The following is a 24,424-nucleotide window of genomic DNA, read 5'->3' as shown; positions in this document are numbered from 1 at the left end:
GGATTCAGTGCAGGATCCGGGCGAGGAACGCCTGCGTGCGGTCGTGTCGGGGGCGGGTGAGCACCTCGCCGGGCGGTCCGCTCTCGACGACCACGCCGCCGGCCATGAACACGACCTGATCGCTGACCTCTCTCGCGAAGCCCAGCTCGTGCGTGACGACCATCATCGTCATGCCCTCGAGAGCGAGATCCTTCATCACGGCGAGGACCTCCCCGACGAGTTCGGGGTCCAGAGCCGAGGTGGGCTCGTCGAACAGCATGAGCTTCGGCTTCATCGCGAGAGCACGCGCGATCGCGATGCGCTGCTGCTGTCCTCCGGAGAGCTCCTGCGGGTACGCGGACGCCTTGTCGGCGAGGCCGACGCGTTCGAGGAGCACCATGGCCTCCCCCGCCACCTCGGCTCGCGACCGTCCGAGCACCTGCGTCGGCCCCTCGGTCACGTTCTCCAGCGCCGTGCGATGCGGGAACAGATTGAACCGCTGGAAGACCATGCCCGTGTGGCGCCTCGTCTTGGCGATCGCCGACTCCTTGGCCTCGATCAGACGGCCGCGGTGCCGTGTCGCCCCGACGAGCTCGCCGTCGACGAGGATGATCCCCGCGTCGACCGTCTCCAGACGGTTCACGCAGCGCAGGAGCGTCGTCTTCCCCGATCCGCTCGGCCCGATCAGACAGGTCACGCTCCCTGTCGGGATCACGAGCGACACGTCGGTGAGCACCGGGGTGTGCCCGAAGGACTTCTGCACCCCGCGGATCTCGACCATGTTCGCGGTCATGCGACAGCCTCCTTCGTTCGCTTCGCGGGTCGGGAACGCCGAGGAGCGAAACCGCGTCCGTAGCGCTCCTCGAGGCGCGACTGCACGACGCTGAGCACGGTGGTGAGCACGAGGTACCAGATGCACGCCACCAGGAGCAGCGGGATGACCTCGTAGTTGAGCGAGTAGATCGACTGCACCGCGTAGAGCAGGTCGGAGATCGCCAGCACACTGACCAGGGAGGTGCCCTTGAGCATCGAGATGACCTGGTTGCCGGTGGGCGGGATCACCACCCGCATCGCCTGCGGCAGGATCACCCGGCGCAGCAGCTTCGATCGGGTCATGCCGAGCGCTCGTCCCGCGTCGAGCTGCCCCTCGTCGACCGAGGAGATGCCGCTGCGGATGATCTCGGCCATGTAGGCCGCCTCGTTCAGCGAGAGTCCGAGAAGGGCCGCCCCGAGCGGAGTGACCAGGACGTTCGCCGAACCGAGCACGATGCTCGGGCCGCCGAACGGAAGGCCGAGGGCGATCACGGGGTAGAGCGCGGCGATGTTGTACCAGAAGATGAGCTGCACCAGCAGAGGGGTGCCGCGGAAGAACCACACGTACGCCCCGCTCACCGCGGCGAACACCGGATTGCCCGAGACGCGCATGATCGCGAGGACCACGCCCAGGATGATGCCGGCCGTCATCGAGACGACCGTGAGCACCAGGGTGAGCAGCATGCCCTGCAGGACCTGCGGGTCGAACAGGTAGGAGCCGACGACCGGCCAGCCGAATCGCGGGTTCGTCGCGACGTCGATCAGGAAGAACGCCACGAGCAGGCTGAGCACCACGCCGCCGACCAGGGTGCCGACACGGCGGCGCTTCTGCACCTGGAGCGAGGTGAGCGTCTGCTGGAGTCCCGTGACGCTGCCCGGGGCCGTCTCTGCGGGATCCATGCCGATCATCCCTGGGGGACGTTGACGCGGGCTTCGGTGATAGCCATCGACTCGAGCCCGTAGTCGGCGAGCATGTCCGCGTACTCCGGCGAGTCGATCACGGCCTCGAGCGCGGCCGCGACGGCCTCGAGCGTCCCCGCCTCATGCGGGATGCCGACAGCGACGGGAGCGAAGTCGTTCTCGTCGCCGACCTCGAGCTTCGAGTCCTGCGCGACCGCGTAGCCGAGGATCGGCGAATCCGCGTAGACCGCATCGGCCCGATCGCTGAGGAGGGCGGAGATGGCCTGACGTGTGTCCTGGAACTGCAGCACGTTCAGCGGCTCCTCCCCGGCAGCGAGGCATGCGTCGTCGAGGCCGGGCACGTTCACCGTCAGCTGGTAGGAGCCCTTGAGAACCGCGACCCGCGTACCGCAGAGAGCATCGAAGTCGATCTGCTGAGGGTTTCCGGCCGGCACGGCGAGTGCGCTGCCCATCTGCACGTAGTCGACGAAGTCGAGCTGTTCCATGCGCTCCTCGGTCGGCGTCATCGACGAGACCGTCAGGTCGTATCGACCGGCGCTCATGCCCGGGATGATCGTGTCGAAGGTGGTGACCTCGATGTCGAGGTCCAGCCCCAGGGCTCCGGCGAGGAGTCGCGCGATGTCGGGATTGATCCCCGTCATGTCCTGTGTCCCTCGCGGTAGAACTGCGTGGGCGGCTCGTTGGTGGGGATGGCCACGCGCAGGGTGCCGCCCTGCTGCAGCTCGTCGGGGAGGAGAGCGATCGCCTCGGGGACGGGGTCCATGGTCGGTTCGTCCGGTGCGGCCGGAGCGCCGCCCGTCGAGGTGGAGCATCCGGTGAGGAGGAGGACGACGGCTGCGGCGATCGGTATCGATCTGCGCAGCGGGAGGTACGGTGAACTGTTCATGTGGGTGTCCTGTCGAGGCGGCGGTACCCGGAATCCATCTGGGTGACGTGCGAGAACGACGATCCGATTCCCACGAGGTGCCTCGTCGCCCTCGTCTTCCCAGTCTCGCGAGACACCGATATAACCGATATGTAGATTCCTCTGGCAGTTGACGACTCTAGATGGAGGACTGTCCATGACCTCACGACCTGACCCGCAGGATTTCGGTATGCCGACATTGCACGATGCCCTGACTGTCGCCGACGGCATGCTCTCGCCTCTCACCGCGGATTCGACCGCGCATTCGAGGACCTATACGGGGGTGATGTTCTACGACCCCGCCACCCCCGTGACCGACTACCGGGATCGCATCGTGCTCGCATCAGGTGTCTCCCCTGCCGACGCCGCTGCGTTGGCCGTCGCGGTCGACGAGGTCGGCGTCGCAGCGATCGTCGTCCGTCGCAACGCGAACGACGACGGCGTTCCCTCGATCCGGGACGCCGGTCTGCGCACGCCCGTTCTGGGGCATCACGACGCCGACTGGGCGCAGCTCGCCGCGGTGCTCCGATCCCTGCTGAGCGCGCACTCCGTCGGCCACATGACCGGCGTGCGGCTGGGCGACGTCTTCGGACTCGCCAACGCGCTGGCGACCCTCGCCGAGGGCGCGGTGAGCGTCGTCGACGCCTCGGGGCAGGTCGTCGGGTACTCGACGCACAGCGATCAGCCGATCGACGACATCCGCCGACGCAGCACCCTGATGCTGCAGGAAGAGGTGCCCGTCTCGCACGATCCCGACTATCACGCCCTCCTTCGCGCCCCGACGTCTCGCCATTTCCCCTCGGACACCGATCAGTTCGGCCGCGTCGGAGTCGCGGTGCGCGCCGCCGGTGAACTGCTGGGATCGATCTGGGTGATCCAGGTGGACCCGGAGCTCGCGCCGCGCACGCAGAAACTGCTGGAGGAGGCGGAGCCGATCGCCGCTCAGCACCTCCTCCGGGCACGCGAGAACGCGGCAGAGCGCGATCACCGCAACTCCGCATTGCTGCGCACACTGCTCGAAGACGAGCGTCATGCCCGCAGCGCCGCCGCACAGCTGCTCATCCGTCCCGAAGCGGGCTGCACCCTCGTGTGCTTCCGGGTGGACACGTTCGACGACGTCGAAGCCGTGCGCGGCATCCACCGCCTCCAGCACCTGGCGATCAGTGTCTCGAGCGCGGCGTTCCCCGGTTCGCATACCGCCGTCATCGGCTCCCAGGCCGTGACGCTGGTACCCGGCTCCCCCACGGCACGGATCCGCACGTTCGCTCAGTCGGTGATCCGCACCGACACCTCCCTGATCGCGGGGATCGGGAGCCGGGCGCACGACATGGCCGGCATCGCGCGGTCGTATCGGGAGGCCAGCGCCGCTGTGAGCATGCTCTTGGGCGCACCCCACGGTCTCGAACGCACCCGCCCGGCCCGCATCGCCACGTTCGACGAGATGCGCGATCGCCTGGCAGTCCTCCAGGTCACCGACCTCATCGACGGCCTGGATTCCACGGTCGGCGACGCCGCGAGCATCATCACGGAGCACGATGCGGCGCAGGGCACCGATCTGATCCGCACCGTGCGCACCTACCTCGACCTCCTCGGCAGCGTGCGCGAGACGGCGATGGCACTGCACGTGCACCAGAACACCGTGCGCTATCGGCTCGACGTCATCCGCACGGAGCTCGGCGTCGACCTGGATTCGCCCGACACCCGGCTGTGGCTCTGGCTGCGTCTCTCGGCGGCTCCGCGCTGATCACCCTGAGTCAGTCCGCGCGGGGCTGCGGTCGACCTGAGCGAGCGCGAGGAAGCGCATGCGATTCTCGCCGTAGTAGCAGGTCTGCACCATGAACTCGCCGGACATGCCGACGAGCGCCTCGATGTCCGACCACTTCGGCGTGTGGCGCTCTTCGACGACCTCGTAGACGATGTCGGACCCCTCGACCGTCACGCGCTGCCCGAGCTCCCAGCCGAGGATGATGTCTCCGCCGCAGTTGTTGTGCGCGGCGAAGAGCGGGGGTACACCGTCGATCCGGTAGCTGACCATCTCGGTGAAGGTGCCGTCGCATTCGTCGAGCTGCACGAGTCCTCCCTCCGCCCCGAGGCGGAGCTCGGGAAGGGCGGCCGGCGCGAAGATCTGCTGCAGCTGCTTCTGCACGGAGACCTTGATCTCGCCTGTGACCCGGTCGACGGCATCCGGAGCCGCCGTGGAGGCGACCAGGAAGCTCAGTCCGAGACCGACGAGCGCGATGCTGGCGAGCAGGAGCCCGCTGCGACCACGCCCCCGGGGCCGCACGAGGGCGGTGGCCTCGGGGGTCCGCCCGCGGGGCGGCCCCGGCGCGCCAGGCGCGTATTCTTCATCGCGCGCCGGCAGCAGCTCGGTGGTCACGGCATGCTCGGCTCGTCGGCGCTCGACCGGCGACGGGCATGTCGGCGCGGCATCACCACGATGGCGGTGAGGGCGGGCACGCCGATCACGAGCAGCGCCCACCACGGGAGCCCTGCCGGATCCGTGGAGTCGTCGATCGTCATGACGGAAGCGTCGTCAGCGGGCGCATCGACCCGTTCGGCGCGCACGAGGAGTCGGTGCGTGTTGACACCCGTCGGCGTGCAGGTCACCAGAGTGATGTAGTCCCGCCCCGGCACCTGCCTCAGAGAGTCGGTGTCGTCCGGGACCACGATCTCGGTCTGATCGACCTCGTAGTACAGGTCTTCGCCGAGGGTCGTGATGACGATGAGGTCGCCCTCGACGAGGTCGTCGATGTCGTCGAACAGCGTGGCCTGGACGAAGCCGTTGTGCCCGGTGAGCACCGCGTGCGTGCCCGGGCCGCCGACCGGCAGCGAGGACCCGTAGAGATGGCCGATGCCCCGGGCGAGGACGTCTTCGTCGGTGCCGTGGAAGATCGGGAGATCGACGTGGATCGCAGGGATGCGCACGCGCGACATCGCCTCGGCGCCCTCGGTGACGAGGGTGTTGAAGTACGCGTCGGCGCCCTCGCCGATGGCCGTCTGCTGACCGTCGGATCCCAGTGCGTAGGGATCGCGCAGCGGCCCGGTCGGCAGGTTCTGGTTGTAGGCCTCTGCTCGATCACGCATCTCGACGACCTCGCCGTCGGGGATCTGCTCGACCGCGGAGACGTAGCCGTCGACATCGGTGTCATGACTCCAGGCGGAGAACCACGATGCGGCGGTCGGATAGACGAGCACGCCGATCCCGATCGTCGCGATCAGCACGATGATCGTCTGGCTCCACCCCCACGAGGTGCGCCGGATGCGGGGTCGTGACCGCGAAGGAGCATTGGGCGCGGGCGGGTGGGTGACGGTCATGACGGCTCTCTGCTCGGAGGGGCGCGGCGCACGGGTCTCGGCGGTGCGCGCGGTGGAGGCGTGCGCGATGGACTTCAGACAGCGATGGGCCGTGCGGGGGAAGGGACCTCGACACCTCCCCCGCACGGCCGGTTCTCGCTTACGCCTCGGCGCTGGCCTTGCGGCGGTTGCGGATGGCGAGCAGGACCGCTCCGGCGAGGAGCAGCACGCCGCCGGCGAGGAACAGGGTCGTTCCTGCACCACCGGTCAGCGGCAGCTTGAAGCCGGCGTTGGACGGGACGTTGACGACCTCGAGATCGACCCCGGCGGCCGTGGTGGCAGCCGTGATGGTGAACTCGATCGGAGCCGCGAGCAGCTCGTAGCCGTCAGGAGCGACGACCTCGGCGAGCCAGTAGGTCTGGTAGCCGTCTTCGCCCGGAGCGACGGTCGCGTTGTCGGCCCAGTCGGAGTAGCGCAGGCCCGAGAGGGTCGCGGTGCCGTCGGCGCCGACCGCGAACTCGGTCGCCCCGCCGAGCGTGATGGCGTTGGTGCCGTCGAGCGCGTCCTGCTGAGTCGGGTAGACCGAGAACACCGCACCGGTCAGCGGTGCGCCGGCCTTGTCGGTCTTCTCGATCGTGATGTCGCCCCACTTGGTGATGACCTCGGGAGTGACCACGGGCCCACCGGGCTCGCCCGGCTCGACCGTGTAAGAACCGGCGTTCGGGTACAGCACCGCGGTGTTGCTGATCTCGCCGACCGCGTTCACCGCAGCGGTGAGCACGACCTGGACCTGCGTGGCAGGGTGAGCGGCGAGGACCGCGAGACCTGAGGCGGTGAACTCGACCGTGACCGTGTTGGTGGCTGCGTCATGGACGACCGTGTAGTCGCTCGCGGCGAGCGCCGTCCCGTCGACCAGGGTGACGGCGGCATCGACGTAGTCGAGCTTGGTGTCGAGGGTGTCGACGACCTTGTAGCCGTCGATGACCGCGACGTTGGGGATGTCGGTCGTGATCGTGAAGTCGATCTCGTCGCCGACCTTGACATCCTCCGAGTCCTCGACCGTCTTGGTGGCCTCGGTCAGCGCGTTCTTCGGGTAGACGTGCACGTCGTACAGCCAGTTGTCGTCGTTCGCCGGATCGGTGAGCGGGACCGTCACGAGGAACGGGGCCACGCCGGTCGAGCCTGCAAGCGGTGCGGTCTCCACGACGAAGTACACACCGAGGTCGAGGCCCGCGAGGGTGACCTCGCCGTTCGCGTCGGTGAGGCTCTGTCCGCCGACCGCGGCAGCGGTGTATCCGGCCGCGGTGATGTCGGCGACGCTGTCGGGTGCGAGATCGGCCAGATCGCTCGCGTCGACCCAGCCCTGGTTCGTCGTGAGGTCGATGGCGTCGACCTTGTAGACCGTGAAGCCCACGCCCGGCAGCGGTGCCAGTGCGACGTTCTGCTCGGTGCCGTCGTTCGGCAGGCCGGTCGGCGTCTCGGGGGCCTCGAACTTGTGGATCGTCAGCGATCCGACGGCATCCGGGTCGACGAGGTTGGGCGTCGCGGCGCTTGCGGGCGCTGCGAGGGTCAGCGCGGCGACGCCTGCGACGAGCAGGCCGGCCGCGACGCGGGATCCGCGTCCGATGATGGGAGTGTTCACTGGGGGTCTCTCTCTAGGTATCCAGGTCGCCCTGGGGGGGATTGCATGTGGTGGTGGTTTGGTGGTGCGCCGATCAGATCTGCGAGTCGTGGGTGTCGGCGCGTGCGTTGCGTCGGCGGACCCAGAGGGCCAGCCCACCCGCGCCGAGCACGGTCAGGGAACCGGCCAGGATGTAGGGCATGGCTCCCGTCCCCCCGGTGATCGGAAGGGTCAGCGCCGGCTCGTCGCGCACCGTGATGATCTGCCCGGTGGCGGTCACCGCCTCGTCGCCGCCCGCGGTGACGCTCACGGTGCGATCGGGGTTGATGATGAACTTCACCGGGGCGGCCAGCAGGCTGAAGCCATCAGGCGCCTCGAGTTCGCTCAGCCAATAGGTGCCGGCCGGGATGCTGCCGATCTCGAACAGACCGGTCTCGATGCCGTTGATCGTGAAGGGCAGAGCCGCACCCGGCTCGCCGTTCACATCGGCGAGCACGGCGAACGAGGATCCGTCCATGCGCACCCAGGTGTTCGCGCCCGATTCGCCGACCTTCTCGATCTTCAACGAGATCCGGAACGGCTCGATCGGCGTCTCGATGCTGTCGTCGTTCGAGCGCACAGGGCCACCCTTGGGATCGGTTCCCGTGGAGTAGGCCGTGTTGATGACCTCCTTCGCGTCGACATCTGCCTGGCCGATGACATACGGCGCATTCGCGACGCAGTGCGCGACCTGGGTCGGCGCGATCGTCGTGGGCGTGCAGGTGACGGTGATGCTGCGCTGCGTCAGGCGGTCGTCGACCACAGCGATGTTCGCGGCTGTGACGTTTCCGGTGTTGGTGACGTCGAACGCGTACAGGAGGTGGTCGCCGAGTCCGGTCACGCCGTCCTGGTCGACGTCGACGACCGAGGCCGTCTTGTCGATCACGAGTGCCGGGTTCCAGGTGGCCGGGATGACCTCGTCGTCGGTGTCGGTGACGTTCGGCCCCGCAGCCGGGGTTCCGCTGGCGCGTGCGACGTTCGTCAGCGGGGCGTTGTCGAGGTCGGCCTGCTGCACCACGTACGTGGCCGAGCAGGTCATCTTCGCCCCGCTGGCGAGCGTGGACCCCTGGGGCGGGATGCACGACAGAGTGGTCATGTCGCCGGCCCCGGAGAACGAGTCCTCGGTGATGCGCACATTGGTGAGATTCGTGTTGAGCGTCGTGTTGGTCGCCGCCTTGGGGGTCGTGTTCGTCGCCACGAAGGAGTAGGTGATGACGTCGCCGACCTTGCTGTACGCCTTGTCCGGGTCGGTATCGCTGGTCACGGCGACGCCGTTCACGGCGGTGATGCTCTTGACGATGTCGATCGAGGGCTGGATGACCTCGAGCGATGCGTTGGCGGGCGGGTTCAGGTTCGTCGTGACATTGGCGGGGCCGTTGACGTACGTGCCGTTGACCGTCGACGTGACGTCGACCGTGATGGTGCACGATGCCTCGTTCACCGCCAGATCACCGCCGGTGACGGACACCGTGGTTCCGCCGGCGGGCGCCACCACCGCGTAGGGGGCGCCGGCGCGCTGGACGCAGGTGCCGCCGACGTTCGGCACGGCGGCGATCTTCAGGTTCGTCGGCAACGCGTCGGTGATGAACCAGTCCGACTTTGCGGCGAGGTCCGAGGTGTTGGTGACGGTCAGCGTCATCGTGCTGGTTCCACCATTGCGGATGAGTGTCGGGCTGAAGGCCTTGTCGACCTGCGGCGTCGCGTCGTACAGGCGGATGTTGTCGAACGAGAAGTCGTTTCCTCGCGCAACCCCTGTGGCGTTCCGCATCACCACGCCGAGGTTGGACACCTGGGCCGGAGTCAGAAGCAGCGCGTTGTCCGAGAAGAACCTGCCTGCTTGCACCGACGGACCGCCGCTGCCCCACGCTGTGGCGTTGGTCCGGAGCGAGTTGGGGACGACGGGTGAGGTGAAGGCTCGAGCGAGAGGCGAGGTACACGCTCTGATGTCTGCTTGGTTGACTCGAGTCTCCACTCCGCCGATGACGAGGTAGAAGCTGAGTTTCGAATTGTTGATGCCCCCGAGGAATGCACATGACGCTTCCACCACGTCGACGGACGTCGTGTAATAGCGACTCGTCGCCGGCGCAAGGGCGAGCGGATTCACGGTTCGGAAGACGACCTCGTTCGCCACGCCGTCGACGGAGGTTGTCCACGCCGTCATGGCATGGTTGCTCCGCGTTGCCGCCGTGGAGCCGTTGGCAGGACTCGCCGTGGTTCCCCCGGCGACACCCGCGTTGACCTGGCCGAGAACATCGGCCATCCGTCGCACGTTGACCTGCGACTGCGGGGCGTCGCTGTTGCTGCACAGTCCCGCGGGAAAGTTGGGGACGAGATCGACTATCGGCAGATTCGCGTTGTAGTTGGTGATGACGCCATTGCAGTTCTGGTAGTTCCGCCAGAACGCATCCGCTGTGTAGGTCTGCCCTGCTGCGCCCGAATACGCCGTCAAGGTCGACGGCGTATTGGTGGTGCCGTTCTCGAAGCCTTCGGACCAGACCAGCGTCGGCGACTGGGGGGCTCCTGGCGTGCCCGGCACGGCAGACGCGGTGAGAGTCGAGGGCGTGACGACTCCTCCGGCCAGCAGCACGCCGACCACGGCGGCAAGGCCCGCCAGTCTGGCCGAGCGCAGACGCTTACGGCTTGCACGCAGGCTCATGTGTATCCCCATCATCTTGTTGCGCCCCCGGACGCGATCGCAGTCTCAGACGAGTGCGGAGATCCGATCTCTGTGCGATCTCCGCGTGCGGTGAGCCGACGGGTGATTCCCCACCCGCACGAGGCAGAAGCTGCCCGTCACATATCCAGACCTCGATGCGGACTTTTTATGACGGGCCCGAGAAGGAGACTCTTCGATCGGTCTCCGAGGGCTGCTCTAAGCTCGCACCATGTTCAGCGCCGAGACTCTCGCGACCTTCGTCGTGGCCGCATTCGTCATGGTCGTCATCCCCGGACCGACGGTGCTGTTCACGATCGGCAGAGCGATGGCTCTGGGGCGACTCGGCGGATTCCTCAGCATCCTGGGCACGGCGCTCGGATCGATCGTGCTCGTCGTGGCCGTGGCACTGGGCGTGGGCACGATGGTTGCCCAGTCGATCGTGCTGTTCACGATCGTGAAAGTGCTCGGCGCCGGCTACCTGGTGTTCCTCGGCGTCCAGGCGATCAGACACCGCAAGGCCGCCTCAGCCACGGTGACCGGGCCTGTGGAGAGGCGATCGGGCATGCGTTTGCTGGGAGAGGGTCTCGTGGTCGGGATCACCAACCCCAAGTCGATCGCCTTCTTCCTGGCGATCCTCCCGCAGTTCGTCGACCTGCACGCGGGGTCGGTGCCGATGCAGCTGTTCGTGCTCGGCGCGATCGTCGTGGCGATCGGTGTCGCGTGCGATGCGATCTGGGTGCTGCTCGCGAGCGGCGCCCGCGAGTGGTTCGGTCGATCTCCCCGTCGCATCGAGGCCATGGGGGCGACCGGAGGTGGGCTCATGATCGGCCTCGGCGCGTTCCTACTGCTGTGGAGCGAGAAGCCCGCGAACGGCTGAGGCCCGGCGTCACATCCGGGCGAAGCGCGCGCGGACCATCGAGAAGAGGCCGTAGATCGCGAGTCCCACCCCGACGAGCCAGAGGATCGCGCGGCCCTGGGGCAGGTCGACCAGACTCCGCAGGGCCCCATCCAGGCCCGCAGCCTTCTCAGGGTCCTGCGTCCACGCCGCCACGACGAACAACAAGCCGGTCACCGTGATCGCGATGCCCTTGGCGGTGTAGCCCGCGACGCCGAGGGCGATGATCCCGGGCCGCGAGGGTCCCTCCGGAACATCCATCGTCTTCTCGAAGCCCCTCGTGAACCCGATGACGATGAACCCGACGCCCACACCCGCCACGGTCAGGCCGAGGACGATGAGCACCACGATTCCGCCCGGCGCGCCGAGGATCACGGCGCTGAGAGCGCGCAGCGTCGTCTCGGACTCGACGTGCCCTCCGAAGGCGAAGATCAGCGCCAGGCCGGCGATCACGAGGTAGGCGCCCGCGATGCCGATCAGCTTGATCCTCATCCCCCACTTGCGGGGCTCCTTGCCGCCGGCGAGGAGACCGCTGGCGATCTGCCACACGGCCAGAGCGACCAGCGCGACCGCGACCAGCCCGAGAACCAGCCCACCGACGGGCGTCGAGCGGATCTGCTCCATCGCGCCGTCCTGGTCGGCATCGCCGCCGCCGCCGGTGGCGATGGAGACGGCGATCACCCCGATGATGATGTGCACGAGGCCGACCACGACGAAACCCGCCCGCGCCACGCGTCGGAATGCATCGGATCGCTGCGCCGAGCGCGCGGCATCCTTCGCTGAGGTCATCCGAGCAGGATATCGCCCGACGCCACGATCGTCAGAGGGATTCCGCCGAACGGGCTCGGCACTCGTCAGCCGATGCGTTCCACCGGTTGACGCAGGATGGTGCGGAGCTTCGCGGGCTCGACCCGGCGCACATCGCTGAGATAGATCTCATGGTGAAGCCCCGTCATACCCAGACCGTTCTCGGGGATGAATCGGTGGTGCAGCTCGTCGAGCACCGGGGCCTCGTCGTCATACGAGCCGACGTGCAGAGTCTGCACGCACAGCCCTTCGTCGAGGGTCTCGAGCCGCACGGACCGCAGCGCGGGAGAAGCCTGCTTCTTCTTCGCGAGCTTCGCCTCGACCGTGTCGACCGCGTGGTCGAACATCTCGTCGGTGACGTGCTCCGGCACCATGATCATGAGAGTCCACCGCCATGCCGACTTGTCGCGTCGCGATGTGAACGACTCCATGTCGGGTGCGTGCCACTGCCCCTCGAGAGGCATCACGACCGTGTCGATCCCGAGCTTCTCCCTGCTCGCGAACTTGAGCGTGTAGGCGAGGGGGAAGAGCGCGGACACCGCATCCTGATACGCCAGCGCACTGTTCGGGTCACCCGCGCCGTCGACCATCAGGTACTGCATCGGGGGCACCTCGAGGATGCGGAACTCACCGTGCTTCGCCCGGTAGGCGTCGAGTGACTTCTTGGGGTCGATCGCCATCGCGGGTCCTCTCACGCCGGCATCGGCATCCGACGGTCGTCACAGTGTCGCACGGGCGGTGGACATCGGGTGGGCGGTGCGGCAGTGCCCGCGCTGCCCACCCGAGACGCCTCACGCCGGTTCGACCGCGAGCCAGAGCTCGCACGAGGCATGCGTGCCGGTGAACTCGAGGTATCGCACGATCGAGGGGCCCGGGCGCAGGCGCCACGGGTTCGACGGGAACCAGTCGGTCGCCGTCGCCGCCCAGAGGCTCTGCAGGGTCTCGGGGAACGGCCCGGATGCGGCGAACACCGCCCATGCGCCCGCCTCGACCCGCAGCGAGTCGAGGCCGTCGGGAACAGCCGTCCCCTGGCGCACCGAGACGCCGTGCAGATACGTCAGCTCGGTGCCCTCGTCGGCGTCAGGAGCGATGTCTCCGGTGACGGCGAGGATTCCTCCGGGTTCCGCATCGCTCATGGCCTTGAGCCGGAGGTGCTCCTCGGGCTCAATCGCCGCGATGTGCGCCTGGATGTGCGGATTGACCCCTTCGTGGATCAGCGGCACGCGCGTCGCGTGACCGATGAGGACGAGCTCGGGGGTGGTGGTGATGGTGACATCCATCGGGGTGCTCCCTTCGATGCTCAGGCGGAACCGGAGCGTGGGTTGTGTGCGGAGAGGGCCCCCGTCTCGGCGCGCGTGCGCCGGGCTGATCCCGTGCACGCCGCGGAAGGCTCGGCCGAACGCCTCCGCCGAGCCGTAGCCGTGGCGCACCGCGATGTCGAGCACGCTCGGGGAACCCGCGGCGAGTTCCGCAGCGGCGAGCGTCATCCGACGACGACGCACGTATTCCGACAGCGGCATACCCGCCAGGGCCGAGAACATCCGTCGGAGGTGATACTCCGTGGTGCCGTGTTCGCGGGCGAACGCACCGATGTCGAGATCGCCGCCGGGCTCGCTCTCGACGAGATCGACCAGTGCGTTGAGCATTCCGATCATGGGGCCCTCCTTTCCTCACCATCGTGCGCTCGACGGTGGCACCGCCACCCGACTTCTCCGGTCGGATCCGGTCAGGTGGCGTCGGCCTGCGCTTCCGCTCCCCCGGGGTCTGCGAGCACCGCGGCGAAGGCCAGCTCCGCCGCCCCGATGAGCAGTCTGTCCGCGCCCAGCGCCGCGGGGCGGATCTCCAGTCCCTCTGCGCTCTCGGTCATCGCCAGCGCGCGCACGTCGGCCTCGATCTGCGGCGCGCGCAGATCGGCGATGGTGGCGAGGAAGCCGCCGAGGACGACGAGAGCGGGGTTCAGCACGTTGACGGCGTTCGCCAGCGCGCTCGCGAGCACATGCGCCTGCCTGGTGACCTCGTCGGCGACGGACGGCGAATCGGTCGTCGACAGCTCGTCGTCGAGCGTCTCGTCGTCGGCAGTCTCCAACCCGACGGCCGCGAGCAGCAGCGCGCGGCTGACCTCCGACTCGAGCACGCCGTCGGCGGTGCGGCGGTCGTCGTCGGCGGAGATGCGCGGCCGGTTCTGTCCGAACTCTCCGGCGTATCCCCCGGCCCCGGCGACGGGTGCGCCGTGGATGATGAGACCGCCGCCGATGCCCGAGGCACCGCCGTTGAGATACACGATGTCGTCGATGCCCCGACCGGCGCCGAAGCGATGCTCCGCGATGGCCCCGAGCGTGGCGTCGTTGTCGACGACGGTCGGGATCCCGGTGGCCGACTGCACCCGTCGGGCGAGCGGCACGTCGATCCATCCGAGATGCGGAGCGTTGCGCACGACGCCGTCGGAGGAGCGCACGAGACCCGGCACGGCGATGCCGACCGCCTCGATGCGGACGGCCGCGAGCGGCCCCTCCCGCCAGGCGGCGATGCGCGTCGCGATCACCTCGGCCACGGCATCCGGTGTGGGGAGGCTCTCGTTCGGCAGCCGCTCGCGCACGAGGATGCTGCGGTCGAGGCCCACGGCGGCGATCTCGATCGCATCGACCTCGGGGTTCACCGCGATGGCGACGACCCGAGCCGACGCCGTGACGACGGGTGACGGACGTCCGACGCGACCGGGGACGTCGGGCACCCGCTCGTCGACGAGCCCCCGTCTCACCAGCTCGGCGACGAGGTCGGCGATGGTCGATCGGTTCAGACCCGTCTGCTCGGTCAGCGCCGCCCTGGACTGCGCGCCGTTCTCGTGCACGAGCCGGAGGATGCGGGCGAGGTTGTGCGGACGGGTGCCCAGCGCGGGGCTCGGCGGTGTCGGCATCCCTTCACTGTAGGGGGTGGACGCACCCCGTGTCATGAGATATGTTGTCAATCACAACTTATCCGATGACCTGCACAGGAGCAGCCATGCCCACCCCCACCCGCGACGACAAGTTCTCCTTCGGCCTCTGGACCGTCGGCTACAACGGAGCCGACCCCTTCGGTGGCCCCACCCGCCCCGCGCTCGACGTCGTGCACGCCGTCGAGAAGCTCGCCGAGCTCGGCGCCTACGGCCTCACGTTCCACGACGACGACCTGTTCGCCTTCGGCTCGACCGCCGCCGAGCGCCAGACGCAGATCGACCGCCTCAAGGGCGCCCTCGCCGACACCGGCCTCATCGTGCCCATGGTGACGACCAACCTGTTCAGCGCCCCGGTCTTCAAGGACGGCGGCTTCACCTCGAACGACCGCGCCGTGCGCCGCTACGCGCTGCGCAAGGTCTTCCGCCAGCTCGACCTGGGCGCGGAGCTCGGCGCCCAGACGTTCGTCATGTGGGGCGGCCGCGAGGGCGCCGAGTATGACTCCGCCAAGGACGTCCGTCAGGCGCTGGAGCGCTACCGCGAGGCTGTCAACCTGCTGGGCGACTATGTCACCGACAAGGGCTACGACATCCGCTTCGCGATCGAGCCGAAGCCGAACGAGCCCCGCGGCGACATCCTGCTGCCGACCCTCGGCCACGCGATCGCCTTCATCGACTCGCTCGAGCGTCCCGAACTGGTCGGCGTGAACCCCGAGGTCGGTCACGAGCAGATGGCCGGGCTCAACTTCACGGCCGGCATCGCCCAGGCGCTGTTCCACGGCAAGCTCTTCCACATCGACCTCAACGGTCAGCGCGGCATCAAGTACGACCAGGACCTGGTGTTCGGTCACGGCGACCTGCACAACGCGTTCTCGCTCGTCGACCTGCTCGAGAACGGCGGCCCCGGGGGCGTGCCCGCCTACGACGGCCCCCGCCACTTCGACTACAAGCCCAGCCGCACCGAGGACGAGACCGGCGTCTGGGACTCGGCCGCCGCGAACATGCGCACGTACCTGCTGCTCAAGGAGCGCGCGGCCGCGTTCCGTGCCGACCCCGAGGTGCAGGAGGCTCTCGCCGCCGCCCGTGTCGACGAGCTCTCGACGCCGACCCTCAACCCGGGCGAATCGTACGACGACTTCCTCGCCGACCGCTCGGCCTACGAGGACTTCGACGCGAACTCGTACTTCGGCGGCAAGGGATTCGGCTTCGTCCGCCTGCAGCAGCTCGCGACCGAGCACCTGCTCGGCGCTCGCTGATCGTCATGCCGCTGGTTCTCGGGGTCGATTCGTCGACCCAGTCCTGCAAGGCCGTGGTCGTCGACACGTCGACCGGGGCGGTCATCCGCACCGGGCGCGCGTCGCACCCTGACGGGACGTCCGTCGACCCCGAGGCCTGGTGGCGCGCTCTCGACGCCGCGATCGCGGAGGCGGGGTCGCTCGACGACATCGCCGCGTGGTCGATCGGCGGACAGCAGCACGGCATGGTCGCGCTCGACGCGGACGGAAACGTCATCCGCGATGCGCTGCTGTGGAACGACACCCGCTCCGCCGGCGCGGCGAAACATCTGATCGGCGAGTTCGGAGCATCCGCTCTGGCCGCGCGCACCGGGCTCGTGCCGGTCGCATCCTTCACGATCACGAAGCTGCGCTGGCTGCGCGATCACGAGCCTGAGAACGCTGCGCGCGTGGCTGCGGTCGCGCTGCCGCACGACTGGCTGACCTGGAGGCTGCGCGGCTTCGGCCCCGAGAACCCGGTTCTCGACGAACTGGTGACCGATCGCTCGGATGCCTCGGGCACCGGGTACTGGAGTCCTGCGACCGGAGAGTACGATCGCGAGCTGCTGGTCGCGGCCCTCGGTCACGATGCGATTCTGCCTCGCGTGCTCGCTCACGACGAGTTCGTGACGGATGCCGACGGCCGACGTGTCGGCGCGGGTGCTGGCGACAACGCGGCGGCAGCACTCGGGCTGGGTGCGGCTCCCGGTGACGTCGTCGTATCGATCGGCACCTCGGGCACGGTCTGTGCGATCAGCACGACGCCGATCAGCGATGCGAGCGGCACCGTGGCGGGCTTCGCCGACGCCTCGGGCAACTTCCTGCCCCTGGTCGCGACGCTGAATGCAGCGCGTGTGGTGGACGTGACCGCTGCGCTGCTCGGAGTGACGCATGACGAGTTCAGCGATCTCGCACTGAGCGCGGCCTCCGGCGCATCCGGCCTCACGCTCGTCCCCTATTTCGAGGGCGAGCGCACGCCGAATCTGCCGGATGCCACGGCATCCCTCACGGGAATGACGCTCGCATCCACGACTCGAGCGAACCTCGCTCGCGCGGCGGTCGAGGGCATGCTGCGCGGACTCGGCGCAGGCCTCGACGCGCTGCGCGACCTCGGCATCCCGCTCGAGCGTGCCCTGCTCATCGGCGGCGGCGCGCAGTCGGAAGCGGTGCGCGGTATCGCGCCCGACGTCCTCGGCCTTCCGGTCGAGGTGCCCGAGCCCGGTGAGTACGTCGCACTCGGCGCCGCCCGGCAGGCGGCGTCGCTCGTCGTCTGACTCTGGAGAGCACGCCCCGCGGACAGAGGTCTGTCCGAGGGGAGGACGTGTTCACCGCTCCGTCCTCCCTACGCGCCGTCCTCCGCGCGAGGCACTGACGCCAAGGCTGTTCCAGGCCAGGGCCGTTCTAGGCTGGATGCATGAACACTCCCGTCGAATACCTCGTGATCGCCTGGGACGGAACAGATGCGGATGCTCTGAACCGCCGTCTCGCGGTCAGGGACGCGCATCTCGTCGGAGCCCAGCGCCTCGCCGACCGAGGCGAACTCCTGAGCGGTGGCGCGATCCTCGATGAGGAGGGTCGGATGATCGGATCGTCGATGCACGTCGCCTTCGCAAACGAGACCGCCTTCCGCACCTGGTACGACGCGGAGCCGTACGTCACGGGCGACGTGTGGCGCGACGTGACCGTCAGGCCCATGAGGATCTTCCGCCCGACACCCCTCTGATCCTTCTCTGCCCCACGCTCCGAAGGAGATCTCGCGCTGCGAAGGACGTGAACACGCGTCCGGTCCTTCGTTGCGAGAGACCTCCTTCATTACGAGAGGCCTCCGTCGCAGCAGGGGACGGATGCCGGATGCGGAAGCCGTCAGCCGGCGAGCACCCTGGCATCCCGCTGCGCGATGATGCTCAGCTCTGCCGCCGCGAAGGCATGCGCCTGCGTCATCGCGTGCTCGGTGCGATCGAGGCAGTCGCGGATCAGCTGGCCGAAGAACGGGAATCCCGTCTTACCGGTCGCGTCGAAGCGGAACTGGCCGTCCTGGTTGACGAGCAGCACCTGTCCGCCGCCGTTGTCGGTGGTGATATCGGTGTACTTGCGCAGCTCGATGTACCCGTCGGTGCCGAGCAGCACGGTGCGCCCGTCTCCGAAGACGTCGAGCCCTGCCGGGGTGAACCAGTCCACGCGCACGTAGCCGGTCGTGCCGTTGTCGAGCACGACGTGGGCGTCGCCGAAGTCCTGCAGCCCCGGAGTCTCGCGGTGCGCGTAGTTCGCGACCGTCGAGCTGACGACCTCCCCGGCGGTCGCACCGGTGTAATAGAGCATCTGCTCGAAGTTGTGGCTGCCGATGTCGCAGATGATGCCGCCGTACTGCTCGGGGTCGTAGAACCAGTCGGGTCGCCCAGAGCCGATGCGGTGCGGCCCGAACGAGGCCACCTGCAGCACCGTGCCGATCGCGCCCTGGTCGATCAGCTGCCCCGCGAGGATCGCCGCCTCGGAGTGCACCCGCTCGCCGTAGTAGACGGCGAACCTGCGACCGGTGCGGGCGACGGCCTCGCGCGCGGCGGCGAGATCGTCCATCGTGGTGATCGCCGGCTTGTCGGCGAAGAAGTCCTTGCCCGCATCGAGTACGCGCACTCCGAGAGATGCCCGCTGATTCGCGATCGACGCGCTTGCGACGAGCTGCACCTCGGGATCGTCGAGCACTTCCTGCTCGCTCGCCGCCGTCCGCGCCTGCGGGAAGCGCTCGAGGATGTCGGCGACCTTCGCCGGGTCGGGGTCGAAGACGAGCGACAGTGTCGCGCCGGCGTGCACGAGCTGCTCGACCATCCCGTGGATGTGCCCGTGGTCGAGGCCCACGGCCGCGAACACGAACTCGCCAGGGCCGACGACGGGCCGCGGAAGCGGATCGAAGGTGTAGGTGCGGGTCATCGGTCGTTCTCCTCGTCGGTCACGTCGTAGGTACGCAGGCGTCCGCACATGCCGAAACCGCGGTCCCCCACCGAGGGTACGGCCTGGTGGAGGCGGGCATCCGCGAGGTGCGACACCGAGCCGGATGCCACGGCGTCGGCGAGCGCGAGCGACTGCCGGGCCTGAGCGAGCGGACGCTCACGCACCAGGTCGCCCCAGGCCTGCGCCCGGTCGCGCACGAGCGCACCGGCCGCCGTGCGGAAGGCGTCGAGCGCGGTGGGGTCGCCGGCGACGACCGCATCGCGCAGCGTCTCGAACCCGGTCACGGCGAGGTCGCGGCGTCGGGCGGCACGGGCGGCACGACCGGCGTCGTCGCCCAGCGTGGCGGCGGCGGCGTAGGCATCGGCATCGGCCACGACCTCGGCGGGGAAGGTCATCACGGCATCCCCCGCCTCGGGCAGCCCGGCGTTGCTCATCAGCACGACCACGCGGAGGTCGCCGCGGTTCACGGCCCGATGGATCGTGCCTGGCGTGAACCAGACGACCGACCCCGCCGACAACGGGGTCTCGCGGTAGCCGTCGCCGTCGATCGTCTGGAGGGCGCCGTCTCCGGAGATCACGATGTATGCCTCGGTCGACACGAGGTGCATGTGCGGACTGCCTCCGCAGACGCCGTCGGGAGCGGCATCCGTGTAGACGTCGAGGTGTGACAGCGAGGTTCCGCCGGGGAAGGAGGAGGCGGTCACGATGCCGCCTCGACCAGCGACGCCGTCTTCTCGAAGAAATGCGGCGCGTTCGCGACCAGCTGGCCGGCGCGGTAGTAGGGGTCGGATGCCGCGATCGGCAGAGACACGAACTGACGCTCGAAGCCCGCTTTGTAGATGGCGGTGACCACCTCGACGGCGTTCCGCCCGTCCTGTCCTCCCGCGATCGGCGGGCGGCCGTCGCGGATCGCGTTCAGCAGATCGCCGATCTGGCCCTCATGCCCGAGGTGCGCGAGCGGCGTGCGCGAGGCGACCAGCTCGTGGATGCGCGCGACGACGTCGGGGGCACCGCCCTCTTCCGGGAAGCCGTCGGGACGGGTGCGCTCGGCGACGACGGAGAACGGCTGGGACACCCGCGCGTTCGCACCCTGGATCACGATCGCCTGCTCCTGGCCGTGGTGCACGACCGAGCTGGTCAGCTGGGCGAGCCCGCGGTCGTAGCGGAACACCGCGACCGAGAGGTCCTCGACCTCGGCGTTGTCGTGCTGCGCGTTGGCGAGCATGGCGGTGATCTCGGTGGGACTGCCGAGCAGCCACAGCAGCAGATCGATGTGGTGGATGGCGTGATTCAGAGTGCAGCCGCCGCCCTCCTTCTCCCACGTTCCTCGCCACCAGAGGTCGTAGTAGGGCAGCCCTCGCCACCACGCGGAATCGACCCGGACGTGCGAGATCGACCCGAGCAGCCCGGAGTCGACGACCTCTTTGAGCGTCGCCAGGTCATCGCGGAAGCGATTCTGGGCGACGACGGACAGGACCCTGCCGGAGCGCTCCTGCGCCGCGAGCATCGCATCGCACTCCTCGAGCGACGGCGCCATGGGCTTCTCCACCAGCGCGTGCACCCCCGCGTCAAGTGCGGCGATCGCGAGAGCGGCGTGCGTCGACGGCGGGGTCGCGATGCTCACGAGATCGACCAGCCCCGACGAGATCATCGCCAGCGGGTCGTCGAAGGCCGCGACACCGGCGAGCGCGAACGCATCGGCCTTCTGCGCCGCCTTGCCGGGCACCACATCGGCCAGGGCCGTGATCTCGCATTCCGCCGGGAATGCGAGATATCCCTCGATGTGCGCATCGGCGATGCCGCCGGTGCCGATGATCCCGATCCTGAGCATGTCGCGTACTCCTCCTTGAGCGTTACTACGTATTACTAAGACGTAGTAGATACTATCGAGAGGCACACCCGTCCCGTCAACCCCCGAGAGGATCCGCCGTGGAGAAACGTCCCACCAGTCACGACGTCGCGCACCTCGCCGGGGTGTCGCAGTCGACGGTGTCGTTCGTCTTCACGGGCCGGCCCGGCATCTCGGACGCCACCCGTGAGAGGGTTCTGCGCGCCGCGTCAGAACTGCACTACCGGCCGAACCTCGCCGCGCGATCCATGCGCACCCAGCGCACCGGACGCCTCGCGGTGGTCGTGCCGATCGCGACGATGAACCCGCTCACGCTGCTGTCGGGGGCGATCGCCGCCGCGCGCGACGAAGGCTACGTGGTCGAGGTCGTCAGCCTGCCGGATGAATCGGGCGCGCGTGACGAGAGACTCGCCGAGCTCGTCGATTCGGGGCAGTACGAGGGCATCCTCTCGTTCACCCCGCTCCCGACCCTCGACGGCGGAGCCGGCGACAGCACCGGCGGCCCGGTGGTGCTCTCGGTCGCCGAGTTCGACGACGCGATGCATATGACGGGGGCGTTCACCGACTCCCGTCCGATCGTCGAGATGATCGAGCGCCTCGCCGCCCAGGGACACCGCCGGTTCCTGCACATCGCCGGCCCCGCGGACTTCCCCTCCGCGCGATCGCGCAGACAGGCCTACCTCGACGCCGTCTCCCGTCTCGGACTGGAGTCGATCGGCGTGGTCGACGGCGACTGGAGCGGCGACTCGGGAGCGGATGCGATCGACGCGCTGCCGTCGGACGCGCCCCCGCTCGCCGTGATCGCCGCCAACGATCTCGTCGCGACGGGCGCGATCCGTGCGGCCACCCGCCGCGGATGGCGTCTGCCCGCCGAGGTCGCCGTGACCGGGTGGGACGATCACTACCAGAGCGCGTTCCTGGTGCCGTCGCTGACGACCGTGTCGCAGGATCGCGAGCGGCTCGGAGCTCATTCGATGCAGCGCCTGATGGCTGCCGTGCGGGGCACCGAGGCGCCCGCGCGACCCGACGATCTGCTCACGGTGGTGTGGCGCGAGTCGACCGACTCACCCCAGCCCAGTGAGTAGCGTGGAGGAACCATGAAGATCCTGATCCCCGACACCATCGCCCTGCAGGTCTCCGCCGACGCCGAGGTCGTCGTGTACGACATCCGCTCCGAGATCCCCGTCGAGCACCGCGACGCCCAGATGCTGGTCGTGTGGCACAACAGCGCATCCTGGCTGCAGGACGCCGCCGGATACCTGACCGACCTGCGATTGGTGCAGGCGCTCGCGTCGGGCGCGGATGTCGTGCTGAACGCCGGGTTCTCCGACGAGGTGCGGATCTGCTCCGGCCGGTCTCTGCACGACGGGCCCGTCGCCGAGCACGCGCTCGCGCTGATCCTGAGCGCGGTGCGCCGCCTCGACCGGCTGCGTGACGCACAGCTCGAGCATCGCTGGGACGAGGACTTCAACGACGTGCAGAGCGCCCGCGACTCGCAGCGCGACTACACGCTGGCCGATGCCCGCGTGACGATTTGGGGCTTCGGGTCGATCGCGGCGACCCTCGCTCCCCTGCTCACCGCTCTCGGCGCCGACGTGCGGGGCATCGCACGCTCGGCCGGCACCCGGTCGGGGTACCCGGTGCACGCGGACGCCGACGCGGCGGACGTGCTCGCCGACACCGACGTGCTCGTGTCGATCCTTCCCGCGACCGAGGCGACGACCGATCTGTTCGACTCGGCGATCTTCTCCGCGCTCACTCCGGGCGCGGTCTTCGTGAACGTCGGCCGCGGTGCGACCGTCGACGAGCGTGCGCTGATCGACGCGCTCGAGTCGGGACGACTGCGGGCGGCCGCGATCGATGTCACGACCTCCGAGCCGCTCCCGGCATCCGATCCGCTCTGGGATGCTCCGAACCTGATCCTCACCCCGCACGTCGCCGGCAACCGGCCGATCGGCGCCGGCGCCCTCATCGATGCGAACGCCGCACGCCTCGCCGCGGGTGACCCGCTGGTGAACCAGGTGCACCCCTGAGGGCCTGGACAGCACGTCGCCACCGGCGCATGCTGAACGCATGACCGCTTTTCAGACCACCCACGCGTTCAGCGGATTCAGCGTCGACGACATCGACGCCGCCCGCTCCTTCTACGGCGACACCCTCGGGCTGGACGTCACGACCAATGCCATGGGCTTCCTCGATATCCATCTGCCCGACGGCGGGTCGGTCCTCGTGTACGCCAAGCCGAATCACGAACCCGCCAGCTTCACGATCCTGAACTTCCCCGTCGACGACGTCGACGCGGCCGTCGACGACCTCAACGGTCGCGGCGTGGTGACCAAGATCTACGACGACTCGGAGTTCGCGACCGACGACAAGGGCATCCTGCACGGAGGTCCGGATCGCGGCCCCGACATCGCCTGGTTCCGCGACCCCGCGGGCAACGTGCTCGCCGTGCTGGCCGCAGGCTGAGCGGAGCCGTCAGCGGAGAAGCCGGTCGAACAGGGCGTTCATCGCCGGATCGACGCGCTGCAGCTCGGGCTGCGCGTCGTGCCAGTCGATGATCTCGCGTGCGGCGGTGTGCAGCGGCACGACCGGGGCGAAGTCGGGCACGAGGCGACGGATCTTCGTGTTGTCGAAGACGACCGAGTGCGCCATGTCGCCCGTGAGCTGACCGGCCCGCTCGGGCGCGGCATCCTCGATCGCCGCACTCGTCGCGTACCGGATCTTCGGCTCAGCGCCCGCGGCACGTCCGAGGATCGAGTAGATCTCGTTCCAGGTGTAGACGAAATCGCTCGTGATCTGGAACGTGTCGCCGTAGGCGAGGGGGTTGCCGAGCAGGCCGGCGAACCCCACCGCGAAGTCGTTCGCATGGGTGAGCGTCCACAGCGACGTGCCGTCGCCGTGCACGATGATCTCCTCGCCGCGGCGGATGCGGTCGATCGCCGTCCACCCGCCGAATGCCGGGATCGTCCACCTGTCGTAGGTGTGCGAGGGACGCAGCACCGTGACGGGGAATCCGCGATCGCGATACGCCGCGGTGAGCAGATCCTCGCAGGCGATCTTGTCGCGCGAGTACTGCCAGTGCGGGTTCCGCAGCGGCGTCGACTCGGTGATCGGAAGACGCGACACCGGCTTCTGGTACGCGGATGCCGAGCTGATGAAGACGTACTGTCCCGTGCGCCCCTCGAAGCGGTCGATGTCGCGCTGCACCTGCTCGGGCGTGAAGGCGATCATGTCGGCGACGACGTCGAACTCGCGGCCGGCGAGGGCGGCGTCGACGGCTGCGGCATCCGACACATCCGCCGTCAGCACCTCGACGCCGTCGGCGGGTTCGCGCCGCGATTGCCCGCGGTTCAGCAGCGTCACCTCCATGCCCCGGGATGCGGCGAGCGCACTCGCCGCCGAGGAGATGATTCCGGTTCCACCGATGAACAACACCGTCGTCGCAGTCATGCATCCGACTCTATCGACGGCTCGGACATGCGGCGTCGGAT

General features: G+C 68.8%; 24 protein-coding genes. 8 read left to right on the top strand and 16 right to left on the bottom strand.

Going from position 1 to position 24,424, the window contains the following annotated elements; all coding sequences use genetic code 11:
* Positions 1 to 4: 4 nt before the first annotated feature.
* From HWD99_RS01015 to HWD99_RS01000, 4 genes are read right to left on the bottom strand one after another with little or no spacing between them, the layout of a single operon-like run.
* Positions 5 to 772, bottom strand: coding sequence for an amino acid ABC transporter ATP-binding protein (locus tag HWD99_RS01015; RefSeq protein WP_274617895.1), 768 nt, complete (start codon positions 770 to 772; stop codon positions 5 to 7).
* A complete protein-coding gene (locus tag HWD99_RS01010; protein ID WP_241794379.1) occupies positions 769 to 1,692 on the bottom strand; it encodes an amino acid ABC transporter permease in 924 nt (307 codons plus the stop codon). Before HWD99_RS01010 ends, HWD99_RS01015 begins: the two co-directional genes overlap by 4 nt.
* A 5-nt stretch (positions 1,693 to 1,697) precedes the next feature.
* Positions 1,698 to 2,354, bottom strand: a complete 657-nt coding sequence (locus tag HWD99_RS01005) for a transporter substrate-binding domain-containing protein (RefSeq protein ID WP_241794378.1) — start codon at positions 2,352 to 2,354, stop codon at positions 1,698 to 1,700.
* The gene (locus tag HWD99_RS01000) at positions 2,351 to 2,599 is read right to left on the bottom strand and encodes a hypothetical protein (protein WP_241794377.1); all 249 of its coding nucleotides are present in this window, start codon (positions 2,597 to 2,599) and stop codon (positions 2,351 to 2,353) included. Before HWD99_RS01000 ends, HWD99_RS01005 begins: the two co-directional genes overlap by 4 nt.
* A gap of 175 nt (positions 2,600 to 2,774) precedes the next feature.
* Here HWD99_RS01000 and HWD99_RS00995 point away from each other — a divergent pair, with 175 nt between their 5' ends.
* Complete coding sequence (locus HWD99_RS00995; protein WP_241794376.1) at positions 2,775 to 4,361, top strand: CdaR family transcriptional regulator; 1,587 nt, start codon at positions 2,775 to 2,777, stop codon at positions 4,359 to 4,361.
* Here the strand turns inward: HWD99_RS00995 and HWD99_RS00990 are convergent, their stop codons facing one another.
* The 4 genes from HWD99_RS00990 to HWD99_RS00975 all read right to left on the bottom strand — a co-directional run bounded on the left by HWD99_RS00990 (position 4,362) and on the right by HWD99_RS00975 (position 10,227).
* Positions 4,362 to 4,994: a hypothetical protein gene (locus HWD99_RS00990; RefSeq protein WP_241794375.1), complete on the bottom strand. Its 633-nt coding sequence runs from the start codon at positions 4,992 to 4,994 to the stop codon at positions 4,362 to 4,364.
* Positions 4,991 to 5,932, bottom strand: coding sequence for a class C sortase (locus HWD99_RS00985; protein ID WP_241794374.1), 942 nt, complete (start codon positions 5,930 to 5,932; stop codon positions 4,991 to 4,993). The genes HWD99_RS00990 and HWD99_RS00985 overlap by 4 nt, the downstream gene beginning before the upstream one ends.
* A 139-nt stretch (positions 5,933 to 6,071) precedes the next feature.
* Positions 6,072 to 7,553 (bottom strand): SpaH/EbpB family LPXTG-anchored major pilin, encoded by a 1,482-nt coding sequence (locus HWD99_RS00980; RefSeq protein ID WP_241794373.1) that lies wholly within the window; start codon positions 7,551 to 7,553, stop codon positions 6,072 to 6,074.
* A gap of 73 nt (positions 7,554 to 7,626) precedes the next feature.
* A complete protein-coding gene (locus HWD99_RS00975) occupies positions 7,627 to 10,227 on the bottom strand; it encodes a prealbumin-like fold domain-containing protein (protein ID WP_241794372.1) in 2,601 nt (866 codons plus the stop codon).
* A 229-nt stretch (positions 10,228 to 10,456) separates the two neighbouring features.
* Here HWD99_RS00975 and HWD99_RS00970 point away from each other — a divergent pair, with 229 nt between their 5' ends.
* On the top strand, positions 10,457 to 11,104 hold the full coding sequence (locus HWD99_RS00970; protein WP_241794371.1) for a LysE family translocator: 648 nt from the start codon (positions 10,457 to 10,459) through the stop codon (positions 11,102 to 11,104).
* Between the two features lie 9 nt (positions 11,105 to 11,113).
* Here HWD99_RS00970 and HWD99_RS00965 read toward each other — a convergent pair whose 3' ends face one another.
* From HWD99_RS00965 to HWD99_RS00950, 4 genes are all read right to left on the bottom strand, one after another.
* Positions 11,114 to 11,911, bottom strand: a complete 798-nt coding sequence (locus HWD99_RS00965; RefSeq protein WP_241794370.1) for a DUF1206 domain-containing protein — start codon at positions 11,909 to 11,911, stop codon at positions 11,114 to 11,116.
* A gap of 65 nt (positions 11,912 to 11,976) precedes the next feature.
* Entirely contained in the window at positions 11,977 to 12,609 is a 633-nt protein-coding gene (locus HWD99_RS00960) for a GyrI-like domain-containing protein (protein WP_241794369.1), read from the bottom strand.
* A 111-nt stretch (positions 12,610 to 12,720) separates the two neighbouring features.
* Positions 12,721 to 13,584, bottom strand: a complete 864-nt coding sequence (locus tag HWD99_RS00955; protein WP_241794368.1) for an AraC family transcriptional regulator — start codon at positions 13,582 to 13,584, stop codon at positions 12,721 to 12,723.
* Between the two features lie 71 nt (positions 13,585 to 13,655).
* On the bottom strand, positions 13,656 to 14,843 hold the full coding sequence (locus tag HWD99_RS00950; protein ID WP_241794367.1) for an ROK family transcriptional regulator: 1,188 nt from the start codon (positions 14,841 to 14,843) through the stop codon (positions 13,656 to 13,658).
* Between the two features lie 86 nt (positions 14,844 to 14,929).
* On the opposite strand from HWD99_RS00950, the gene xylA reads away from it, so the two are divergent.
* The 3 genes from xylA to HWD99_RS00935 all read left to right on the top strand — a co-directional run bounded on the left by xylA (position 14,930) and on the right by HWD99_RS00935 (position 17,858).
* A complete protein-coding gene (gene xylA, locus HWD99_RS00945; RefSeq protein ID WP_241794366.1) occupies positions 14,930 to 16,117 on the top strand; it encodes a xylose isomerase in 1,188 nt (395 codons plus the stop codon).
* A 5-nt stretch (positions 16,118 to 16,122) separates the two neighbouring features.
* The gene (gene xylB / locus HWD99_RS00940; protein ID WP_241794365.1) at positions 16,123 to 17,409 is read left to right on the top strand and encodes a xylulokinase; all 1,287 of its coding nucleotides are present in this window, start codon (positions 16,123 to 16,125) and stop codon (positions 17,407 to 17,409) included.
* Between the two features lie 140 nt (positions 17,410 to 17,549).
* On the top strand, positions 17,550 to 17,858 hold the full coding sequence (locus HWD99_RS00935; protein WP_241794364.1) for a YciI family protein: 309 nt from the start codon (positions 17,550 to 17,552) through the stop codon (positions 17,856 to 17,858).
* A 140-nt stretch (positions 17,859 to 17,998) separates the two neighbouring features.
* Here the strand turns inward: HWD99_RS00935 and HWD99_RS00930 are convergent, their stop codons facing one another.
* The 3 genes from HWD99_RS00930 to HWD99_RS00920 are packed head-to-tail and all read right to left on the bottom strand — an operon-like array spanning position 17,999 to position 20,912.
* The gene (locus HWD99_RS00930) at positions 17,999 to 19,060 is read right to left on the bottom strand and encodes a Gfo/Idh/MocA family protein (protein ID WP_241794363.1); all 1,062 of its coding nucleotides are present in this window, start codon (positions 19,058 to 19,060) and stop codon (positions 17,999 to 18,001) included.
* Entirely contained in the window at positions 19,057 to 19,785 is a 729-nt protein-coding gene (locus tag HWD99_RS00925; protein WP_241794362.1) for a cupin domain-containing protein, read from the bottom strand. Before HWD99_RS00925 ends, HWD99_RS00930 begins: the two co-directional genes overlap by 4 nt.
* On the bottom strand, positions 19,782 to 20,912 hold the full coding sequence (locus tag HWD99_RS00920; RefSeq protein ID WP_241794361.1) for a Gfo/Idh/MocA family protein: 1,131 nt from the start codon (positions 20,910 to 20,912) through the stop codon (positions 19,782 to 19,784). Before HWD99_RS00920 ends, HWD99_RS00925 begins: the two co-directional genes overlap by 4 nt.
* Before the next feature lie 98 nt (positions 20,913 to 21,010).
* On the opposite strand from HWD99_RS00920, the gene HWD99_RS00915 reads away from it, so the two are divergent.
* From HWD99_RS00915 to HWD99_RS00905, 3 genes are read left to right on the top strand one after another with little or no spacing between them, the layout of a single operon-like run.
* Positions 21,011 to 22,015 carry a LacI family DNA-binding transcriptional regulator gene (locus tag HWD99_RS00915; RefSeq protein WP_241794360.1) on the top strand — a complete coding sequence of 335 codons (1,005 nt, stop codon included), beginning with the start codon at positions 21,011 to 21,013 and terminating at the stop codon, positions 22,013 to 22,015.
* 12 nt (positions 22,016 to 22,027) lie between these two features.
* Positions 22,028 to 22,963: an NAD(P)-dependent oxidoreductase gene (locus HWD99_RS00910; protein WP_241794359.1), complete on the top strand. Its 936-nt coding sequence runs from the start codon at positions 22,028 to 22,030 to the stop codon at positions 22,961 to 22,963.
* A 40-nt stretch (positions 22,964 to 23,003) separates the two neighbouring features.
* Positions 23,004 to 23,399, top strand: a complete 396-nt coding sequence (locus HWD99_RS00905; RefSeq protein ID WP_241794358.1) for a VOC family protein — start codon at positions 23,004 to 23,006, stop codon at positions 23,397 to 23,399.
* 9 nt (positions 23,400 to 23,408) lie between these two features.
* Here HWD99_RS00905 and HWD99_RS00900 read toward each other — a convergent pair whose 3' ends face one another.
* Complete coding sequence (locus HWD99_RS00900; protein ID WP_241794357.1) at positions 23,409 to 24,383, bottom strand: NAD-dependent epimerase/dehydratase family protein; 975 nt, start codon at positions 24,381 to 24,383, stop codon at positions 23,409 to 23,411.
* Between the last annotated feature and the right edge of the window lie 41 nt (positions 24,384 to 24,424).

The sequence above is a fragment of the Microbacterium sp. C5A9 genome (genome assembly GCF_022627955.1).
Classification (GTDB): Bacteria; Actinomycetota; Actinomycetes; order Actinomycetales; family Microbacteriaceae; genus Microbacterium.
The sequence above is the reverse complement of the archived record's forward strand: the minus strand, read 5'-3'. Positions and strand labels throughout refer to the sequence as shown.

Excerpts from the sequence above, each read along its gene's own strand:
- HWD99_RS01015 (WP_274617895.1), bottom strand. The coding sequence starts at position 772 with ATGACCGCGAACATGGTCGAGATCCGCGGGGTGCAGAAGTCCTTCGGG.
- HWD99_RS01010 (WP_241794379.1), bottom strand. The coding sequence starts at position 1,692 with ATGGATCCCGCAGAGACGGCCCCGGGCAGCGTCACGGGACTCCAGCAG.
- HWD99_RS01005 (WP_241794378.1), bottom strand. The coding sequence starts at position 2,354 with ATGACGGGGATCAATCCCGACATCGCGCGACTCCTCGCCGGAGCCCTG.
- HWD99_RS01000 (WP_241794377.1), bottom strand. The coding sequence starts at position 2,599 with ATGAACAGTTCACCGTACCTCCCGCTGCGCAGATCGATACCGATCGCC.
- HWD99_RS00995 (WP_241794376.1), top strand. The coding sequence starts at position 2,775 with ATGACCTCACGACCTGACCCGCAGGATTTCGGTATGCCGACATTGCAC.
- HWD99_RS00985 (WP_241794374.1), bottom strand. The coding sequence starts at position 5,932 with ATGACCGTCACCCACCCGCCCGCGCCCAATGCTCCTTCGCGGTCACGA.
- HWD99_RS00975 (WP_241794372.1), bottom strand. The coding sequence starts at position 10,227 with ATGAGCCTGCGTGCAAGCCGTAAGCGTCTGCGCTCGGCCAGACTGGCG.
- HWD99_RS00970 (WP_241794371.1), top strand. The coding sequence starts at position 10,457 with ATGTTCAGCGCCGAGACTCTCGCGACCTTCGTCGTGGCCGCATTCGTC.
- HWD99_RS00965 (WP_241794370.1), bottom strand. The coding sequence starts at position 11,911 with ATGACCTCAGCGAAGGATGCCGCGCGCTCGGCGCAGCGATCCGATGCA.
- HWD99_RS00960 (WP_241794369.1), bottom strand. The coding sequence starts at position 12,609 with ATGGCGATCGACCCCAAGAAGTCACTCGACGCCTACCGGGCGAAGCAC.
- HWD99_RS00955 (WP_241794368.1), bottom strand. The coding sequence starts at position 13,584 with ATGATCGGAATGCTCAACGCACTGGTCGATCTCGTCGAGAGCGAGCCC.
- HWD99_RS00950 (WP_241794367.1), bottom strand. The coding sequence starts at position 14,843 with ATGCCGACACCGCCGAGCCCCGCGCTGGGCACCCGTCCGCACAACCTC.
- xylA (WP_241794366.1), top strand. The coding sequence starts at position 14,930 with ATGCCCACCCCCACCCGCGACGACAAGTTCTCCTTCGGCCTCTGGACC.
- xylB (WP_241794365.1), top strand. The coding sequence starts at position 16,123 with ATGCCGCTGGTTCTCGGGGTCGATTCGTCGACCCAGTCCTGCAAGGCC.
- HWD99_RS00935 (WP_241794364.1), top strand. The coding sequence starts at position 17,550 with ATGAACACTCCCGTCGAATACCTCGTGATCGCCTGGGACGGAACAGAT.
- HWD99_RS00930 (WP_241794363.1), bottom strand. The coding sequence starts at position 19,060 with ATGACCCGCACCTACACCTTCGATCCGCTTCCGCGGCCCGTCGTCGGC.
- HWD99_RS00920 (WP_241794361.1), bottom strand. The coding sequence starts at position 20,912 with ATGCTCAGGATCGGGATCATCGGCACCGGCGGCATCGCCGATGCGCAC.
- HWD99_RS00910 (WP_241794359.1), top strand. The coding sequence starts at position 22,028 with ATGAAGATCCTGATCCCCGACACCATCGCCCTGCAGGTCTCCGCCGAC.
- HWD99_RS00905 (WP_241794358.1), top strand. The coding sequence starts at position 23,004 with ATGACCGCTTTTCAGACCACCCACGCGTTCAGCGGATTCAGCGTCGAC.
- HWD99_RS00900 (WP_241794357.1), bottom strand. The coding sequence starts at position 24,383 with ATGACTGCGACGACGGTGTTGTTCATCGGTGGAACCGGAATCATCTCC.